This is a genomic window from Sulfodiicoccus acidiphilus (assembly GCF_003967175.1).
Lineage (GTDB): Archaea > Thermoproteota > Thermoprotei_A > Sulfolobales > Sulfolobaceae > Sulfodiicoccus > Sulfodiicoccus acidiphilus.
In genome coordinates this window covers 1,962,312-1,981,354 of record NZ_AP018553.1, presented here as the reverse complement: position 1 = coordinate 1,981,354, position 19,043 = coordinate 1,962,312, and the positions used below count along the sequence as shown (strand labels likewise).

The window sequence follows — 19,043 nt, the reverse complement described above, 5'->3', positions numbered from 1 at the left end:
TCTCCCACGGAAGGGGTCCCCATCCCCTATTAAGATAAAATAGCATATATATAGAAAATTTTTCTGTACAATATAGATACTGTTGATTTATATCCATACTGACTAAGGTAGAAGCTGTCTTAATCTATTTTACTTGACGCTATATATGCAGAAGGACTATAATAGATGCACTCGATACGTCAATAATTCCACTATTTTACTCAACGGAAAAAGATGTTTTTCCATCTTGAGTGTGTCCCATTCGTTATCCTAAAATCCACTACAACGACATTCAGGACTACTCACGAAAACAGTCCTTTATGAAGAAGGAGGTTCGAAGAGGATCGCCTTTCGAGGTAGATGGCCCCTTTTGTGGAGTTTTAACCCTATGGGGGTTAAGGGGGTCCCCTTCCGTGAGGACTGATACCCTCTTATAAAAACGTTAATGAGACTCCAACGTCTTCTAGACCTAACTGAAAGAGCTGGGTCGCACCCTCGGGACTGGGGGAACTCACGCCCGTGGAGAGGAAACCCTCCGCGATCCCCCTTCCGTACTGTTCACAGGACGGTTCCACTGAACCTCCGCTACGTAAGGAGATCGATATCGCTCCGAGGAGCGGGACTCACCGCGAGGACTCCACGTCCGTGAGGGAGGGGTAGTTCGCTAAGTTTGTAGTGCTCTTTTTAGCCACAGTCATAGAGGGGATGAGCGCTCCCTAGGCGCCTTGGTCGAGGTGAGAGTAAGCGAAATGTCTCCGTCTCGACTCACGACTCGTAAGCAACGACTATATCTGCGTCGGGGCCGAAGTGTCCCTCGGTGGAGCCACAACTTCTCGAAAAACGAGAAGCTCCGCCCTTCACGGCGGGGTAGCCAGCGAGGGTGGGAGGTATCGAGTCAGAGTCTGTCATGGGGAGCGATCCCATGGCGGAGGGCATTCTCCTAAAATTCTTTAGATTACCATGCTTGGGGGAGTTTGGACGTTCAGGAGAGCAGTATCCTTTCTCGTCTTGGCTGCTCCCCAGGAGCCTTCCACCTTTTCGCAATATTTACGCCGATTGAAGAAACGCTGGAGCGACGCCCAGGAGAGTGCTTCGTGGGACCAGACGACCTGAGTACCACGCTTACGAGAGGTAGCAGACGGCTCAATCCGCTATATCTCCTCCTTCGGTTATTTCGCCTCACCCTAGCCCAACTTAGGACGATCTTTACTGGAGTGAGGGAATTGATAAAGCCTCCTGTTTAAAGATCACTTTTATATTTAACAAGGTGATTAGTATTACGATGAAATTTGGTTAGGGTCGCGGCAGTTCAAACCTCGATGGGGTGGGACAGGAAGGAGAACGTGGATAAACAAGTAGAGCTAGTCAACAGGGCAGTCGACAACGGCGCTAAGCTGATAATCTTGGACGAGCTCTCTCCCACCGTGTACTTCCCCTTCGAGCAGAACCCAGAACACTTCAAGTTCGCCGAGACCGAGGACGACTACACGATCACCAAGTTCAAGGAGGTTTCTAAGGAGAGGAGTGTGGCGGTGGTTGTACCCATATTCGAGAGGGACGGAGGGGACTTCTACAACACCGCCTTCGTGATAGACAGGGGGGTGGTGGTAGGCAAGTACAGGAAGACCCATCTCCCTCAGGAGCCGGGCTTCAACGAGTACTACTACTTCAAGGTAGGGAACCTAGGTTTCCCGGTTTTCGATGTGGAGGGAGTTAAACTGGGGGTGGCCATATGTCACGACAGGCACTTCCCAGAGCCGGTGAGGGCGGCGACAGTGAATGGGGCCTGGTTGGTGGCTATCCCAAGCGTAGCGTCGTACAGGGAGATCTGGGAGCTGGAGATGCGAGCTCACGCGGTCTTCAACACGACCTACGTGGTCGGTCTCAACAGGGTGGGCTCGGAGTACGAGGGCCAGAGGAACCCATACTTCGGCGAGTCGCTGGTGGTATCCCCCACCGGAGATGTGGTGAGTAGAGCGGGAAGCAAGGAGGAGATCCTCTACGCGGACGTCTCAGTGGAGAAGGTCGCTGAGGCCAGGATCAGGAGGCCTTTCCTAAAGAAGAGGCTACCCTCCTATGGACTGTAGGTGGGTCTATGGACCTCCTCTTAAGGAACGCGAAGGTCTTCACTCCGGCAGGTCCGGTGGAGTGCGACGTCGCGGTAAAGGACGGAAAAGTCACGAAGGTGGCGGGAGACCTACAGGAACAGGCCTCCAAGGTAATTGACCTCACCGGTAAGTACGTCTTTCCCGGCCTAGTTGACGGTCACACCCACATGGAGTTCCCCTTCATGGGGACGGTCACGGCCGACGACTTCTTCCACGGAACTAGGGCGGCGGTCGCTGGAGGAGTGACTACCATAGTGGACTTCATCACACCTCCAAAGGGGAGTTCCTTGCTGGAGGCCTATAAGACGTGGAGGTCTAACGCAGACCCCAAGGTGATCTCCGACTACGGACTGCACATGATCGTGAGGGAGGCGACTCCCGCTACCTTGGAAGAGATACCTACGTTAATAGGACAGGGGGTAGTGAGCTTCAAGCTCTTCATGGCCTACAAGGGGGAGTTGATGTTGACTGACGGTGAAATCTACAGGTTGACCAAGAAGATCTCCGAGAACGGAGGGGTGGTGGGAGTGCACGCGGAGAACGGGGAAGTAATAGATGAACTAGTGGGGGAGTACCTGAGACAGGGGAAAGTGGAGCCAGTGTATCACTCCTACACTAGGCCCGAGGAGCTGGAGGTCGAGGCCACCAACAGGGTGGCGACCATAGGAAGTGTACTAGGGAAGGGCGTTAAGATGTACATAGTGCACACGTCTACTGGAGAGTCAGTTGACGTGATGAGCTCCTACAGGAGGAAGGGGTACAAGTTCTTCAACGAGACTACTCCCCACTATTTAGTCCTCAACGTGGACGCCCTGAGGAGGCCTGACGGCCATAGGTTCGTGTGCAGCCCTCCGTACAGGAGCGACGAACAGAGGACCAAGCTCTGGCATAGGCTGGGGTCCGGGGAGATATTTACGGTGGGGAGCGACCACTGCGTCTACTCAGACCAGCAGAAGAGGAGGTTCAAGGACACCGTTCCTCCGTTCAACGAGATACCCAACGGCGTACCCGGGACCGAGACCATACTCCCCATACTCTTCCACTTTGGAGTCAGGAAGGGACTGATCTCCCCGGAGACAATGGTTGCTGTTACGTCCTACAATTCAGCTAGGCTGTACGGACTCTTCCCGAGGAAGGGAACGTTCTCGATAGGCAGCGACGCTGACTTCGCCGTCCTAGATCCCAACTTGACTGTCAAAATAACTCCAGACGTACTTCACAGCAACATAGACTACACCATATACGACGGCGTGACTGTCACCGGTTGGAACGTAATGACCATAAGGAGGGGAGAGGTCGTGTTCCAGGAAGGTCAGGTGATAGGAAGTAAGGGATCAGGTTCCTACGTCCCCGGAAGCAACCCGACAGTGTAAAGTTCACACCCACTCGTCGAAAGTCCTCTTTATTTCCTCCACGTTTTTCCCTGCCCTCAACATCACGTACAACAGGATCCTAGCCTTGAACGGATCCAAGTGTTTGGCCGGGATTACTCCCTTAGATATGAGGTATATTTCCCCTCCCTTGAAGGAGTACGTGGATCTGAGAACTTCACCAGATCTGGTCCTAGTACTCATTACGACTATGAGCTCCTTGGCCAACTCCCCTATTAGGTCTGCCATCTTTGAGGTCACGTGCCCACCCCCCGTTCCAGCAATCACTAGCCCGTGATATCCCATGCCCTTAAGTCCTCTCAGAAGCTCTCCATCGTCATCTATCGATACCGTGTACAGGGCCACCTTTCTCTCTGGCTCGTTTCTATCCACTTCGAAGGTTGGGTGAGGTCTCGCGGGCCTAAGGGCTATGGTAACCCTGTCCTCCGTCACCCACCCTACAGGCCCTAGCAGGGGTGACTTAAAGGCGGCCAAGTTACTAGTGTGCATCTTCTGTACGTACTTGGCCAGGTGAACCTCATCGTTCATAACTACCATCACCCCCATACCCTTGGCCTCTGGGCTAGATGCCACCAGTAGGGCATCGTAAAGGTTACCTGCACCCTCCGCTCCGGGTAGCGTTGGGTTCCTCATAGCGCCAGTTACTACGATTGGTACGTCCACGTTGAGCGTCAAATCTAGGAAGAACGACGTCTCTTCTATTGTGTCCGTGCCCTGAGTGACCACTACACCCTGCGCTCCGTTCCTAACCTGCTCCACTATGAGATCCCTCAGTTGCAAGAGGTCGTCGAAGGTGAGCGCAGGCCCCGCCACTAGCTTAAACGTGGACGTCGAGACCTCAGCTACCTTAGTCACCTGAGGAATAGAGGCTACCAAGTCCTCGGCTCTCAGCGTTGCTGTAACACCTCCTCCCGCCTTCCCCGCTGAGGAAATTGTACCACCTAGCGCTATAACGGAGACTCTGGGAAGGGTCAAGGAAGATCACGCGTCTACTTGGAGAGCTTCTTCTGGTACTCCGCGATCCTCTGCTGCCTAGCCTTGTACTCCTCCAGCGCCTTCTGGAAGGGCTTCCTCCTCCTGAAGTCCTCCGTCACCTCCTCGTACGTGGCCCACCTCACGCCTGGGAAGGTGTTGATGTAATCTATGAACCTCTCAAGCATGAGCGCCACCTCCGGCCTACCGCTCACGTCTGGGTGAATGGTCAAGGGGAAGACCGCGTAATCGTAGTTCCTATACATCCAGTCAAACTCGTCCCTCCATATCTGCTCAATGTCTCTAGGGTTGGTGAACCCGTAGCTGTTGCACGCGTGCTTGTTGAACATCATGGGTGGTAGATCGTCCAGCATCCAGTTAGCGCTGTACTCCACCAAATCCACCAGGTCACCCAAGTATATTGGCTTCATCCACTCCTTGGCCGGCTTAGAGTAGTCTATCTTGGTCCACCTCCTGTTCACCCTGGCGTAGAAGGGTTGGAAGTCGTTGTCGGCCATGCTTCTATCGTACTTGAAACCGTGTTTCAGGAGTAGCTCTACCGTCACTGAAGACATCTCCCACCAGGGCGCCGTGTTACCCACAGGTTTCTTCCCCGTCAAGTCCCTTATGAGTTCTATGGACCTAACTAACACCGCTTCCTCCTGCTCTGGGGTCATGCTCACTGGGTTTTCGTGGGAGTAACCATGGGCCCCTATCTCGTGCTCATGTTCGTAGATCATCATCGTCTCCTCAGGGAAGGACTCCACAGTGTGTCCTGGAAGGAACCAGGTCACCTTTATTCCCTTCCTCTTAAAAAGGGACAAGAGCCTGGGGATGCCGACTTCGGAGGCGTACACTCCCCTCGATATGTCGTGGGGAGAGTCCTGTCCTCCGTAGGAACCTAGCCAGCCGGCCACGCTATCTGCGTCTGCCCCTATGGACACGAATATTTCTTTCACGTCTACCCATATACCTTATCACAATATTTAAACTTACTCACCTCAACTACCGACGTTTAGATAGTGTTTTTGCCGACTCGACGGATCGCCGTTCTATCACCGATTATATCTCAGAATTAAGGACCAAATGATGGATCGAAACGGCTCAAACTGTCAATTGGACCTTCGTGTCCAGAGTTAAGGAATTTAGTCCTGAATGAGTAGTAAGACTTATGAGGGCCATCCAGTTAATGGCCTACGGAAGGCCGCTCGAAATAAGGGAAGTTCCCACACCAACTCCGAGGGGGGAGGAAGTTCTAGTTAGGGTAGGAGGAGCCGGAATATGCCACACCGACCTTCATATAGCCGAGGGGAAGATCGCCACTCTACCTACGCTCCCCTTCACCTTAGGGCATGAGGTGGCGGGGTACGTGGAGAGGGTTGGTGAGAGCGTCAAAGGAGTAAGTGTAGGGGAAAGAGTCGTGGTCTACGGGGCATGGAGCGAGAGGACGGATAGACACAGTATAAGGGGAGAAGGCAACCTCTCCGACCCATCCGGATGGATGGGAGTTGGAAGGCCCGGAGGGTACGCTGAATTCGTCCTCGTCCCCTCATATAGGTACCTCGTCCCACTCAACGCGGATCCTGTGGAAGCGGCTCCACTGGCCGACGCAGGCCTGACTCCATATAGGGCGATAAAGAAGATGCTTTCCTACCTCTTCCCAGGAACCATTGCTGTAGTCCTAGGGATCGGGGGCTTGGGGTCCTTCGCGCTGCAATATTTGAGACTCTTCGCTCCCTACTCAAAACTCGTCGCTGTTGACGTTAAGGAGAGTAGGCTAAGACAAGCTCGGGACCTAGGTGCTGACCTTACTGTTGACGCCTCTGTTGAAGATCCCGTTGAAGCGGTTATGGATCTCACAGGAAGGGAGGGAGTAAACGGAGTCTTAGATCTGGTGGGAACCGACTCCACAATGGATCAGGCGTTGAGAATGGCGGGCAGGGAGTCCATAGTGGTAATAGTGGGACAGGCCGGAGGAACAATGAAGTACTCTCCGAGGGTGGCATCCGAAATAGCCGTAACTTTCAGTAGCTGGGGAACCCTAACTGAGCTGACTGAAGTCGTAAAGCTGGCTGAGATGGGCTTGGTAAGGTCAAGGATACAGAGGATCAGTTTCGAGGAGATCAACGACACTTTTAATAAGCTCAGGGACGGGGGTGTGGAGGGAAGAGCGGTCTTGGTACCCTAGCTGATCTATTACAGCAATTCAGCAAACAATTTTAATTTCCATTACCAAATACTTTCTCGTGAGTCAGATTAGAAGATACCTAGAGGCTTTAGGGGAAATAGGTAAGGACCCTAGAGGTGGCGTAAGCAGGCCCTCAATGTCAACTCCGGACCTCGAGGCTAGGGAATTTGTAGTATCACTCATGAAAGAACTACACCTTAAGACATTTTATGATCTTGCTGGGAACCTGATAGGAGTCAGAGAGGGTGAATCTGATGGTCCATTTGTCACCACTGGCTCCCACATAGACTCGGTCATGAACGGGGGGATATTCGATGGAGCTCTGGGGGTTATGGGGGCCTTAGAGGTGGTGAGAGAGCTCAATGAGGATATGGTGAGAACCAGACGACCCATTGCTGTAATAGTCTTCACCGACGAGGAAGGAAACGCATACACTCCGTTCTTGGGAAGCAAGTATTTCGCGGGGCTTCTGAGACCCACAGACTTAGAGGGCTTTAGGGGACTTTACTCTGGTAATCCCTTCCCTAAGGATTTTGAGGAGTTCTCCAAACGAACTAAGGCCACCAGGATCGACAGATTCGTAGGTAACGTGGCTCATCACGTGGAGCTTCACGTGGAACAGGGCCCAGTACTCGAATCGATGGGCAAGGAAATTGGAGTTGTCACCGGAATAGTAGGAGTCCAGAGGTTGTGGATCACCTTCAAGGGAAGACAGTCCCACGCCGGAACGACTCCCATGAATATGCGTAGGGATCCCATGATACCTGCTGCAAGAACCATATTGGCGGTGAGACGAGAGACCAAGAAAGTGGAGGAGGCAGTAGGTACGGTGGGACTATTGGACGTCACTCCCAACGTAATGAACGTCATCAGTGGTCAAGTGACGGTGGGTGTAGACATAAGGAGTCTTGAAGCCGAGGACATGAAGGCAATAAAGGAAGCCGTACTGAACGAAGCAACCGAGGCGGCCGCTGAGGAGAAGGTCCAGGTTGGCTACAAAGAGCTGTTTGAGGAGCCAGTCAAGTGCTCTGAAGAAGTTGTATCAAAGATAGAGTCCTCTGCTAAGAAACTTGGGCTCTCATATATGAGGATGCCAAGCAGGGCGCTCCACGATACGCAAGTAATGGCAAGCGTGGCTAAAGTCGGCATGATCTTCGTTCCCAGCAAGGGTGGAGTTAGCCATGCACCTGACGAATATACCGATTGGGAGCAGGTAGAGAAGGGGGTGAAGCTACTTAAGGAAGTAATAATGGAATTATCCGACTAAGAACATAAGAAAAGTTTATTACTTTAATAATTGACTCATTAATAGCTGATGTCCTCTAACTTCATTCCAGGCCTTATTCTCCTAGCGCCTAGGAGCAGTAGGCCACTAGCGAGGGTAGGTATACCTCCTGCTAGTATTGCGGCGATAGTCATACTGGCTCCACTAGCGAGAATTGCGGTTAACGCACCAGCTCCCGCTAGTCCCCCTATGGGACCCATGGCGTTCACGAACGCCACACCCGTCCCTCTAGCCCTAGTGGGGAACGACTCACCCATGTAGGAGAACAGCGCCGAGTACGGACCAATTATGAAGAACAGTGTAATGACGTAGAGGATCTCGACCAGCAGCGGGTCAGAGGATGGAGCTAACATCATACCTATTCCGGCCAGTCCCGCAACGATCCACCCCATCAATATGGTGTCCCTTCTGCCTATCCTGTCACCTAAGATACCGTGAGCTACGTATCCTATGTAGGAGAGGGCGTTAGCGATTATGAGCCATGTAAGAGTACTAGTAAACGATATCCCCTTCGCAGTCGTGAGGACAAGGGTGATCAGTACCACGAACACTTCTATTCCCATCCAGTTGGTCAGGAACGATAGCGAGAGGAACGTAGTGTGTTTCCTCAGTTTGGAGCTGAACAGTTGTCCGTAGGTCATCTTCTTGGCTTCGTCTATGTCAACCTTGTACTTGTCCATGAGAGACTTAGCCTCCTCCACCTTCCCCGCCTTGATGTAGGCCCTCACCGTCCTTATGTGGAAGTACCTCTCAGTCTCAGGGAGTAGGAAGAGGGCTAGTAGCGCGACCACCACGGCAGGTATAGTAGCGAACCAGAAGATAGCGTACCAAGGGACCTTGCCTAGCAGTAGAATTATGAACGCAGAGCCCAGTAGGACGCCTATGGGCCACCCTCCTTGAACGAAGGAGTATATCGTTCCCCTAACTTTCTCTTTGTAAATCTCAGTGAGGTAAGCGGAGTTGGCGGCCTGCTCGGAGTACCCGAAGCCCGAAAAGGCTCTGACCACCGCGATCCACACGAAGGCTATGGGTGCGACAAGTAGCCCAGCAATACCAGTTAGGAGTGAACTTATCGCGACTCCGGCCGTAGTAATGGCTATGGCCTTCACCCTTCCGAACCTATCTATCATAGGACCCACCGTGAACGATACCAGTAATATACCAATGGAGACCAACGTCGCCAGTAGGCTGGACTGCGTATCGGTCCAATGGAAGTAACTCTGCATAACGGGTAGCATGTTTCCGAAGAGTATGTAGTCATAGACTGATATGGTCCACGCCAGGAAGGCAATTACACTGATTCCCACGATAGACTTGATCTTTCCTTTCTGCGCTACACTTTCTTTAGGTTTCTCCATTGTAGATACATAATACCTTGAGTAATATAACCTTTTCGTTGAGGTATCCTAATCGCGTCCATCGGTTCGGCTTGGGTGGAGGAAATCTGAGTCAAATGGAGAGGGGTAACCAATTAAAGTCCATCGCGATGAGGCTCCTATTCATCCCATCCTCCGATGAGCTATCCTAGGCCTTCACTCTGGGGCCTCCCCTACCACACCCAGTACCAAGCGCAGGCCACTCGTTAACTGGAACGAACGGAGTCGGGAGAATCTCCGTACCGAGGAACTTTAGGAAGTTAGCACATCACATCCACACCGTCTCAACTTCGAGCTCGTCACCACTCAAAATCGAATTGAACATGGTTACTCTCTTCCAGGGCAAAGTTTATAGTTCAGCACTTTATGCGGTAATAACCTGCTAGCCCACAATAACATTTGAGGGTAATGGCCCTAGCCCGTGCAGGTCCCCCATGATCTGCTCTTCCCACTCTGGCTAGTGTTCGACGTTGCAGAATTCTATTAATTGGCTCCCCGTAGTGGATACTATGAGAGTCCTGGAGTTAGGTAACAACATCTCTGCCCCTCTAGCGTGCACCATATTAGGGGAGCTAGGGGAAGACGTAATAAAGGTGGAACCTCCTCAGGGGGACGACAGACGGAAGATAGAGCTGGAGGGGGTAAAGGGTCTTTACTTCGCCAGTGTAAATAGGAACAAGAGGAGCGTCTCCATAGACCTCAAGAGGAAAGAGGGGCTGGAGATCTTCGAGGAGCTCCTCTCCACGGCCGACGTTGTGGTGACTAACTACAGGCCTAGGGCACTCTCCAAGTTGGGCGTGGACTTCGAAGAGGCGGTGCGAGTTAACCCCAAGGTGATCTACTGCTCGATCACAGGTTACGGGCGGAGGGAAGGTGATAGGCCAGCCTACGACGCAACTGTGCTGGCGGAGAGTGGCCTCATGGATCTCACCGGCTACCCTGGCGGACCTCCATCGAAGTTCGCTACCTCAATAGCAGACGTCACAACGGCAATGATGGCGGCGATCTCTGTGCTCCACGCGTACGCCTCAGACCGGAGACCCGTGCTGCTCGACGTACCCATGCTTCAGACCCAGCTGTACCTTTCCCTGGAGGACGCTTACGCTGTTCTAAACGGAGGGACCTCTCCCACTAGAACGGGGTCAGCTCACAGGTACCTCGTTCCCTACCAGGCCTTCAGGACGAGTGACGGTTACGTCTACGTAGCTGTCTTCAACGACTCCCAGTTCCTGAGGCTCTGTGACGCAATAGGCAGGGAGGACCTGAAGGCGTACTCCACCAACTCGAAGAGGGTGAGGGCGAAAGAGATCGTGGTTGCTGAGATCCAGAGGGAAATGGAAAGAGAGACTAGAGACCGCTGGATCGACGTCCTGAGGAGGTACGACGTACCGTGTGCTCCTGTCTTAACCCTGGGGGAGGCTATTCGGAGGTACGGGGAGGTTACGGAAGTCGGGGCGATCAAGTACCTCAACTTTCCGCTCCAGACCTGGGTTGGCCTTAGGAGGCCCTCTCCTGGGCTAGGAGAACACACGGTCGAAGTATTGGAGGAGCTTGGCTACAGTAGGGAAGAGGTGGAGGACATGGCCAGGAAGGGGATCGTTAAGATGATGGACAGGCGAGCGTAGGGTTCGTCGTCCCCACCCGAACTCTTAGGAAAAAGCTGTCTGGAGGGATGTGGAAAGACCCTTGAGGTCGGAGAGGAGGCGCGGGGCACTCCAGCTGAGTCGACGCCAGCTCCAAACGCGCGGACCCCCAGTTACATTCAGCGCTACGCCGATCCGTGTCTGTGGTTTCCCTTGGAGGAGGAACAGGTTAGGAGTCGAACTCCGTGCGTTCCCCCGCGATTGCTTATAATGTCGGACCCATACCTCACCTACTGTGATCGAATTTCAGGTGGACGAGGACACTGAAGTTCTCCTTACCACCGTGAGGGGGCTCATGTCCAGGTACGGCGAGTCTTACTGGAATAGGACAGACGAGAGGAGGGAGTTCCCCGAGGAGTTCGTGAGGGAATTCATGGAGTTAGGACTAGGAGGGCTCCTCATACCGGAGGAGTACGGAGGTGGTGGAAGGGGAACGAGAGAGGCATCTCTCCTGCTACGGGAGATAAACCTCCTCGGGGGAAACTCCTACTTCGTCCACGGCCAATATTACCTCACGTCCATGCTGAGGAAGTGCGCAAACGAGAGGTTGAAGGAAAGGTGGTTTCCTTCAATAGCCAAGGGGACGAGGGTGATGACTCTCGCTCTAACGGAACAGGAGAGCGGCTCCGACTCCACCAGGATGAGGACGTTCGCAGAGAGGAAGGGAGGAAAGTTCGTAGTGAAGGGGAGGAAAGTGTTCTCCTCGAGGCTGGGCCACACGGATCTCATGGTGCTCGCGGCGCGTACAAGGAGGCTTGAGGACGTGGAGAAGAAGACGGACGGGATAACACTCTTCCTGGTGAACCTGAGGGAAGCTAAGGGACTGGAATACGACGAAATTAGAACGATGTCTAACACCGACGTCTACGAGGTCCACGTTGATGGGCTCGAGGTGGGGGAAGAAGACGTAGTGGGGGAGGTGGACAAGGGTTTCCCGTGCCTCGTGGCCGCGTTAAACGCGGAGAGAGTCATGATAGCGGGGGAGCTGCTAGGGAACGCTAGGTGGTTCGTCAGGAAGGCCTCGGAGTACGCGAGGGAGAGGTTCGTGTTTGGGAAACCCATAGGGGCCAACCAGGGAGTGCAGTTTCCAATAGCCGACGTCTATGCCAGGACTGTGGCTGTGGAACACCTCTTCAGGAGGGCCTTGGAGGTGGTGGACGGTGTTGACCAGAACCTCTCAGGGGAGTACGCTACGATGGTCAAGTACCTAGCTGCTGAGGTGGCATGGGACGCGGCTAACGTAGCCATGGACGTCCATGGAGGTTACGGGTACGCTTCCTCTGGGGTGGAGAGGAAGTTCCGTGAGACAAGGCTATACAAGGTGGCCCCTGTCTCCCAGAACATGGCCCTGGCCTTTCTCGCCACACACGCATTGGACCTGCCCAAGTCCTACTGAGCTCTCCTCTCTCCAGTCCACACCGCTGTCCTCTTTCTCACCATGAACGCCCTATCGAACTCTATGACCTTCTCCCCCCTCTGGTTCACCCCCCACGTCCTCACCTTCACCACTCCGAAGCCCTCCCTAGACTTGGACTCCCTCACTTCAGTAACCTCTGCCTCTGCGTAAAGTGTGTCTCCAGCGAAAACTGGCTGGAGGAACTTTACGTTGTCTACTCCCAACATGAACCCCATGGCGCTAGTGTACTCCACTAGGAGTCCCGCCGTCACAGCTAGTGTGAGGAACCCGTTCACTACCAGCCTACCCTTGAATGGGTCTCCAGGGAAGTTCTTGGAAGTGTAGTCCTGGTTGAAGTGGATCTGGTTGTTGTTGTTGGTCAACAGCGTGAACCAGACGTTGTCGACGTCGAGTAAAGTCCTTCCCACCTTACTCCTGAACTTCTGCCCTTGCCTGAAATCTTCGAAGAAGGGACCAGACTCCATACATTAGAGGGTGAAACAGAACTAAAAAGTTCGACTGTGGAAATGCCTAAGAGATCTAACATTTATTGTGCACATAGTTAAAAGTATTCTTAAATCAAATAGACCACCGCGCATGATTTCTTCCTTGGAAGGATGCGAGAATATCTGAGGAATAATGCTTGTATGGAGAAATCATCATAATCAAAATCTACAGATATAGCAAACGAGTTCAGGTAGAGGAGCTCCTCCGCAGTGAATTAAGGAACTTGGTGGCCAACTTCCTCTGGGCCCTCCTCAGGTGGAGGGTGAAGGTGGACTGCGACATGCCTAACTTCCTCGACACCTCCCACGTCCTGTGCCTCCTAGGGACCTCGAAGTACCCCATACTTATAGCTCCCTCAAGTGCCCTCACTTCGTCGTCGCTCAACACCACCTCCCTCTGAGGGACGTAGTCTGTCATAGACACCCTCACCACCGAAGCTGCCCTCTCCAGCTCCTCCAAGATCTTCCTAAGCTGATACTCGTAGGCGAGGAAGTTCCAGCTCTCAGTTCCCTCAACCACGGTAGGCTCCAGGAGCGCTACGCCGTTCTTCTGGAGGAGAGCGACGGTGGAGTTGTCGTAACTGAGAAGTATGTCAGCGACCACCACGTCCCCGTACCTCCTAAGGTTAACCACCTCCTTCACCCTGGTTGAGGGATCGAGCCGCGTCACCGTCCTCACGGCCTCGATGTCTCCCACGACCACGTCCCTCACGTAGGTTCCGTTGTTGACGTGGGACAACACCCTTATCTGGCCCTCCTTCACGAAGCTCGTCCAGCACCTGTCGTGCTCTAGGGTGACAGTGACTAACTTTAGAGGGTACCTACTGTACACGTTTAGTGTTGAGTTTATACATTTAAAAATATTTACATGGAGACCGACCTCCGGCCCACTTTACGGACATGTGTCAGATGGACGCATCCTCAACCCTGAACCCGGTCGGAGTTCTCCGGGCTAGGTTTCCAGCTTCTTCGTAGCTTCGAGTACCTCTACCGTTCCTCCAGAAGTCAGCTAGGTGTGAACCTTACAGTTGACGTCGGAGGCGAAGGGCCGCTGACTATTCCTTCAGTGATCGACGGAGAGTTTAACTAGTTGGGTGATAATTTAATCTTCGTCGACGAACCAAAGTCCAGCGGAAGGGACCTCTTCGGTAAGGAGAACGAGCTGAGGGATATGGACTCCATGGGGACGAGGAACAGGATGGCCCTGGTCGTGGGGGAGAGGTGGATAGGTAAGACGTTCTTTCATCCGAGTCCTGTCCAGATGTGGGTTTCCAGAAGGGTTAGTAGGACCTTTAGGTGCAGGTGGGGGTCTTCCCGCTGGGGGGAATTTGAATGGGTTTTCCCGTGACTCTAGAGAAGTCCAAGGGCTCAGAATTGGACACAAATTCGTGAAAATTCAATGAAGCTCAAACCATTAAGGGAATCCATGACGGGCACTCTTTGTTGGAAATTCAAGCTGACGAAATCTGTTCCAGCGGTTTCTGTTTAGTCTCAAAACTCACCAAATAAATGATAATCGCAGATATGATACTCGCGACGGTAACGAAGAGCGTAGAATTCATTGGTCCGAGAACGGCGTATATAGACAAGGCGGCCAAGGCTATCTCGAACTCGAAGAGTTTGTCCCATCCAACCGTGAGTCCTCTTACCTTTGTCGAGGTAACCTCTGCTGGTGGAACGTACTGCAAGCTTCCTATTGTTCCTACGTTTATTCCCATGAAAATGGTAAACAACGCTATAATGAGATCTATGCTTACGAAGTGAAAAACGTAACTAGAATAAACTATACCCATGATTATTGCGGAAAGGATGTAACCCACAGTTCCTATAAGTCTTCGTCCTATCTTGTCTATGTAGATCATCACCACCCCTACGCCAACTATTGCCGCCGCCGATATAATGGCCGTCCCTATTAATGATAGAGTGGCCGAGGCCCCTAACGCTTCCAATATCACTGGACTCCACGCAGCAACTAGGGGAATAGTTAGAGCGTAGGACGTGCCGATCCAGAAGATGTAAAGCAGCGCTCTCACGTTCCTACGTGAAAAGAACTCAAGCAGTACGTCCTTGACCCCGTAGGGGGAACCGAGCTCCTCATCTCTCACTTCCTGCTCGAGCCCTTGTCTTCTTAGCGTATCTATGGTCTCCCTTACCTTGTCCTTCCTTCCACTCTCGACGGACCACCTTAAACTCTCTGGAAACGATCTCCTCAAGAAGAATGCTAGTAATACAGGAACTGCCCCCACTATGAAAGTGTACCTCCAAGCCGAGAGGACCCCCACCACTATGGTGAGGAGAGCCCCTAACAATATGATGAATTCCTCACCCACCTTAAACATGAGGGCTTCTATTGTGAGAAGTCTCCCCCTATCTTTGGAGGGCGCGTACTCAGAGAGGAGAGGAACGGCTGCAGTGTAATCCATGCCTATGAAGAAACCCAATAAACTTCGAGTTATTAGGAACCATATTCCGTTGAGGGCCGCAGCGCTCAGCAGCGCGAAGATAGCCATACCAAGCGTGTCGTAAATGAAGATCCTCTTCCTGCCGTAGGTGTCGGTGAGGATGCCACCTATGAAGCCTCCTGCTCCCACTCCTGCGAAGTACGCTCCAATTACTAAGGAGGTCAATATGGCTGAGAAATGGAACAGGATCGGCACCGCGACTAACGCCGATGAGGCCGCGAACTGGTTTATAGCGTCCGAAAAAGGTCCTAGACCTGCTACTACTGCTAGTCTCCTATGAAAGGCAATGACCTTACTTCTATCTAAAACGTTGTAGGAGACCTGCCTTTTACTACCCACCCCACCTGACATGCTCCCTGGTGTCTAACTTGAGTTACTATTAAAAAACACGCAGTTTTATCTGTAAATTCCCTAATATGTGCCTTCACAACCCTTCAGCATAAATATGTTATCTAGTTAGTAGTTTACGGGTAAATAAGGAAGCTATTATATTAGGAGTATCACTCTATGGCGTGTCGTCTGGGAGGGAAAACATCAATAGCCGTGTAGAAGAAAACGTGGCGATCGTTTCGTTAAACCGCCCAGAGAGATTAAACGCCATGGATACTGAAACAATGAAGGGACTCTACGAGATCGTTGACCAAATGGCGAAAAGAACGGACGTAAGCTCCATAATTCTAACAGGTGAAGGGAGGGCTTTCTCAAGCGGCTCAGACGCGAAGGAATACCTCACAATGACTCTTTACGACTATATTAACCATCAGATAATTGGAAACAGGCTTTACCAGCTGATTGAGGAAGTGGACAAGCCAGTGATAGCCGCTGTTAATGGCTATGCGTTGGGGGAGGCTTCGAGCTGGCTTTGGCATGTGATCTAATTGTGGCCAGTAAGAACGCAAGATTTGGCTTTCCCGAGATCAGAATAGGACTTTCGCCAGGAGGGGGATTCAGGAAATTGCTCGGCAATGTAGGTCCTTATAAGCTTAAGGAGCTCCTCTGGACTGGAGAATTCCTCACGGCCGAAGAGCTCTACAGAGCGGGAGTGATCAATAGGGTCGTCGAGCCGGAGAACCTCTTAGACGAGGCTAAAGCACTAGCGAACTCTGTGGTGGGGGCGTGGGTAGCAGTGAAGAATGTAAAGAGGGTCATTAATGAGACGATGGCTAGGATCTTCAGTCATAGGGACTCCACGGAGGCGTTTCTCACCTCTCTCCTTTTCAACACCGAGGATGGTAAGGAGGGGCTGAAAGCTTTCATAGAGAAGAGATCGCCTAGAATGAAAGGGAGGTGATGTTTGTGAGACCCCTCGATGGAATCAGAGTGGTAGAGATGGGAGTTTTCTGGAATGGCCCTTACACTTCCAGGTTGCTGGCGGAACTTGGAGCTGAGGTCATAAAGGTTGAGCCGCCGTGGGGAGATCCTCAAAGATACGTTCCTCCCATAATAGACGGCATCTCCCTTCACTTCATGTCTTATAACGCGAATAAGAAGTTCATTACTCTCAACGTTAAGAAGGAAAGAGGTAAGGAGCTCCTCCTCAAGTTGGTCGAGAAGGCCGACGTTTTCATTGAAAACTATTCTCCAGGCACTGTTGAGAAATTGGGAATAGGATATGAGGAGCAAAGTAAAGTGAATCCAAAAATTATATATGTGTCCACAACTGGATACGGGAGGACTGGCCCATACTCGGCACTACCGGGATTCGATCCCACTGTCGAAGCGATGAGCGGATTCATGGATACTAACGGCTTTCCCGATAAACCGACGAGGGTAGGAATGGGTATCCTAGATATAATGACTCCGGCCTACGCTGCGGTGGCTATTCTAGCGGCCCTAAGACTCAGGGAATTCACGGGTAAAGGAACGAGGATAGACATGTCAATGTTCGATGTGGCCGTCTTGGCCTCTCAACAGAGCATGATTTACTTCCTAGGAGGGTTTCCCCATAGGGTAGGTCCGACAGGGATGTTCTTTTACCCAGAGTACCTCTATAAGACTAAAGACGGGATGGTTTATGTTATAATTCACAACGACGAGGCGTGGCGTAGGCTCTGTGAGCACTTCGGCAGACCCGACATGGCCAGAGATCCGAGGTTCTCCACTAATCAGGCTAGATTAGCTGCGTGGAGAAAATTGGTTGAAACCATCGGGGACCCAGATAAGCTACTCGAGTTGAAGTTCAGTGATGACGGGGATCCGCTCCTCAAGGCCGGTATTGAACTACACAGAACGGTTTCCTCGTGGTTCCTCTCGATCGGGAGTGAGGAGGTGATGAGAATCGTGAACTCAGTAGGTGGAGCAGCGGGAGTAATGAGAAGCCTGAAGGAACAACTTACCGATCCTCACGTTCTAGCTAGACGTATGTGGCTTGACTTAAATACTCCATCTGGAGCAGCTGTTAAGATCCCAGGCTCGGCTTTCAAGATAGAGGCGTCAGAAGGTGCGGTCGTGAGCCCCGGCCTTCCTCTGGGCTATAACAATGCAGAGGTATATCGTTCAGTGTTGGGGTTGTCGACCATGGAGATTGAAAAGTTGAAGGAGGACGGAATAATTTGAGTGACTTGTGTGTGTTAGAGGGCAACACATGGGATGACGTTAGAGGTGTCGGTGGACTTCAGGCGGCTTCCTCTAAGTACGTTCAAGCAGAGGTTAGGTGGCACACGAGATCCCTAAGGGACTTCACGATGAGGTCCCCCACCGAGCTCGCCGAAAAGTACGATATAATAGTGATGGATTATCCAGCAGTTGGGGATCTGGCCGCGAGCGGGATGTACATCCCCATGGATCAACTATTGACCGAACAGGATTTGAGGATAGTGGAGAACGGCTCAATAGGTGGTGCCTTTAGAAGCTATTTCTTTGGTGGACGTAGTTGGGCCCTACCCCTAGACCTCAGTGCACAAGTCTCCGCCTACAGGCCGGATCTGTTGAGCGATCCACCCAGATCCTTCTCGTCGGTAATTAACCTACTTAAGAAGAAGGAAGTTGTAGCCGCAGTTCCTCTATCTCCTCTTCATGCACACTCTACTTTCCTTACCCTCTTGGTGAATTCGATTGGAACTTCTGAGTTGCCCTTCGCAAATCTACAGGACGCAATCCTTGTGAAAACGTTGGAGGAGCTAAGGAGCTTGTCAGATTACTTGCATCCCATGAGTTTCACCTCGGATCCCATAGATGTGCTGGATGAGATGGCGAAGAGGGATGAAATAGGTTACTCGCCTTTCATTTACGGTTATTTCAATTACTCCAGACAAGGCTATAAGGAGAAAGTAATACTGTTCGACGACCTACCAAGTAAAACTTACGTTCCCAAGGGCTCCGTGTTAGGAGGGGCCGGGATAGCCGTATCCAAGAGGGTTAAGTGCATACCACAAGTAATTGATTTCCTGAAGTGGATAACCTCCCCCCAAGTACAGAGTTCGATATATGTGACTGGAGGAGGACAACCCTTTCATGTGAAGGCGTGGCTGGATGAAAGGATAAATCTCTCCTTCAATAACGCATTCCTGAATACACTGAGTACGATGGTGCACGCCTACGTTAGACCAAATTTCCCAGGATTCGTTACCCTCCACGAGAGGAGCGGCGAGTTAATTTTGTCTATGCTAATGGAAAACGGAAAACCTGAGGAAACCGCCAAGGAACTCAAAACACTGGCACAAAAATGGGGTTGGAGATCGTAACCTTCTTAAGTGTTACCTGTAAAATTCAATTGTTATTATAGTGATAGCAATGGA

At 51.9% G+C, this 19,043-nt stretch carries 16 protein-coding genes and 1 pseudogene; 10 read left to right on the top strand and 7 right to left on the bottom strand.

The features are described 5' to 3' along the window. Window positions 1-744: 744 nt before the first annotated feature. Entirely contained in the window at window positions 745-915 is a 171-nt protein-coding gene (locus HS1genome_RS12130; protein ID WP_158613796.1) for a hypothetical protein, read from the bottom strand. Window positions 916-1,268: 353 nt separating this feature from the next. Between HS1genome_RS12130 and HS1genome_RS09980 the strand changes: the two genes are divergently transcribed. Beyond that, window positions 1,269-2,066: a nitrilase-related carbon-nitrogen hydrolase gene (locus HS1genome_RS09980; protein ID WP_126450902.1), complete on the top strand. Its 798-nt coding sequence runs from the start codon at window positions 1,269-1,271 to the stop codon at window positions 2,064-2,066. Window positions 2,067-2,074: 8 nt separating this feature from the next. Then, window positions 2,075-3,460 (top strand): dihydropyrimidinase, encoded by a 1,386-nt coding sequence (hydA, locus tag HS1genome_RS09975; RefSeq protein WP_126450900.1) that lies wholly within the window; start codon window positions 2,075-2,077, stop codon window positions 3,458-3,460. Window positions 3,461-3,463: 3 nt separating this feature from the next. Here the strand turns inward: hydA and HS1genome_RS09970 are convergent, their stop codons facing one another. Next, a complete protein-coding gene (locus HS1genome_RS09970) occupies window positions 3,464-4,453 on the bottom strand; it encodes an asparaginase (protein WP_126450898.1) in 990 nt (329 codons plus the stop codon). Window positions 4,454-4,467: 14 nt separating this feature from the next. Next, entirely contained in the window at window positions 4,468-5,409 is a 942-nt protein-coding gene (locus HS1genome_RS09965; RefSeq protein WP_162299846.1) for a polysaccharide deacetylase family protein, read from the bottom strand. Window positions 5,410-5,621: 212 nt separating this feature from the next. On the opposite strand from HS1genome_RS09965, the gene HS1genome_RS09960 reads away from it, so the two are divergent. Next, complete coding sequence (locus tag HS1genome_RS09960) at window positions 5,622-6,638, top strand: NAD(P)-dependent alcohol dehydrogenase (protein WP_126450894.1); 1,017 nt, start codon at window positions 5,622-5,624, stop codon at window positions 6,636-6,638. A 58-nt stretch (window positions 6,639-6,696) separates the two neighbouring features. After that, complete coding sequence (locus HS1genome_RS09955; RefSeq protein WP_158613795.1) at window positions 6,697-7,905, top strand: M20 family metallo-hydrolase; 1,209 nt, start codon at window positions 6,697-6,699, stop codon at window positions 7,903-7,905. A 38-nt stretch (window positions 7,906-7,943) separates the two neighbouring features. Here HS1genome_RS09955 and HS1genome_RS09950 read toward each other — a convergent pair whose 3' ends face one another. Next, window positions 7,944-9,281, bottom strand: a complete 1,338-nt coding sequence (locus HS1genome_RS09950; protein ID WP_126450890.1) for an MFS transporter — start codon at window positions 9,279-9,281, stop codon at window positions 7,944-7,946. 518 nt (window positions 9,282-9,799) lie between these two features. Here HS1genome_RS09950 and HS1genome_RS09945 point away from each other — a divergent pair. After that, on the top strand, window positions 9,800-10,924 hold the full coding sequence (locus HS1genome_RS09945) for a CaiB/BaiF CoA transferase family protein (protein WP_126450888.1): 1,125 nt from the start codon (window positions 9,800-9,802) through the stop codon (window positions 10,922-10,924). Window positions 10,925-11,177: 253 nt separating this feature from the next. Continuing rightward, the gene (locus tag HS1genome_RS09940; protein ID WP_229768286.1) at window positions 11,178-12,338 is read left to right on the top strand and encodes an acyl-CoA dehydrogenase family protein; all 1,161 of its coding nucleotides are present in this window, start codon (window positions 11,178-11,180) and stop codon (window positions 12,336-12,338) included. Here the strand turns inward: HS1genome_RS09940 and HS1genome_RS09935 are convergent. Then, complete coding sequence (locus HS1genome_RS09935) at window positions 12,332-12,823, bottom strand: MaoC family dehydratase (RefSeq protein WP_126450887.1); 492 nt, start codon at window positions 12,821-12,823, stop codon at window positions 12,332-12,334. The two genes, HS1genome_RS09940 and HS1genome_RS09935, sit on opposite strands and share 7 nt — an antisense overlap. A 208-nt stretch (window positions 12,824-13,031) precedes the next feature. Further along, the gene (locus HS1genome_RS09930; RefSeq protein ID WP_126450885.1) at window positions 13,032-13,676 is read right to left on the bottom strand and encodes a helix-turn-helix domain-containing protein; all 645 of its coding nucleotides are present in this window, start codon (window positions 13,674-13,676) and stop codon (window positions 13,032-13,034) included. Between the two features lie 258 nt (window positions 13,677-13,934). Between HS1genome_RS09930 and HS1genome_RS09925 the strand changes: the two genes are divergently transcribed. Then, window positions 13,935-14,192: a hypothetical protein gene (locus HS1genome_RS09925; RefSeq protein ID WP_126450883.1), complete on the top strand. Its 258-nt coding sequence runs from the start codon at window positions 13,935-13,937 to the stop codon at window positions 14,190-14,192. 103 nt (window positions 14,193-14,295) lie between these two features. Here the strand turns inward: HS1genome_RS09925 and HS1genome_RS09920 are convergent, their stop codons facing one another. Continuing rightward, window positions 14,296-15,645 carry an MFS transporter gene (locus tag HS1genome_RS09920; RefSeq protein ID WP_158613794.1) on the bottom strand — a complete coding sequence of 450 codons (1,350 nt, stop codon included), beginning with the start codon at window positions 15,643-15,645 and terminating at the stop codon, window positions 14,296-14,298. 260 nt (window positions 15,646-15,905) lie between these two features. On the opposite strand from HS1genome_RS09920, the pseudogene HS1genome_RS13380 reads away from it, so the two are divergent. The 3 genes and pseudogenes from HS1genome_RS13380 (at window position 15,906) to HS1genome_RS09900 (ending at window position 18,989) form a co-directional block, all read left to right on the top strand. Further along, a pseudogene (locus HS1genome_RS13380) lies at window positions 15,906-16,597 on the top strand (enoyl-CoA hydratase/isomerase family protein). Continuing rightward, on the top strand, window positions 16,597-17,862 hold the full coding sequence (locus HS1genome_RS09905) for a CaiB/BaiF CoA transferase family protein (protein WP_126450875.1): 1,266 nt from the start codon (window positions 16,597-16,599) through the stop codon (window positions 17,860-17,862). Before HS1genome_RS13380 ends, HS1genome_RS09905 begins: the two are co-directional and overlap by 1 nt. Further along, window positions 17,859-18,989, top strand: coding sequence for an extracellular solute-binding protein (locus tag HS1genome_RS09900; protein WP_126450873.1), 1,131 nt, complete (start codon window positions 17,859-17,861; stop codon window positions 18,987-18,989). The genes HS1genome_RS09905 and HS1genome_RS09900 overlap by 4 nt, the downstream gene beginning before the upstream one ends. The last annotated feature ends 54 nt before the right edge of the window (window positions 18,990-19,043 follow it).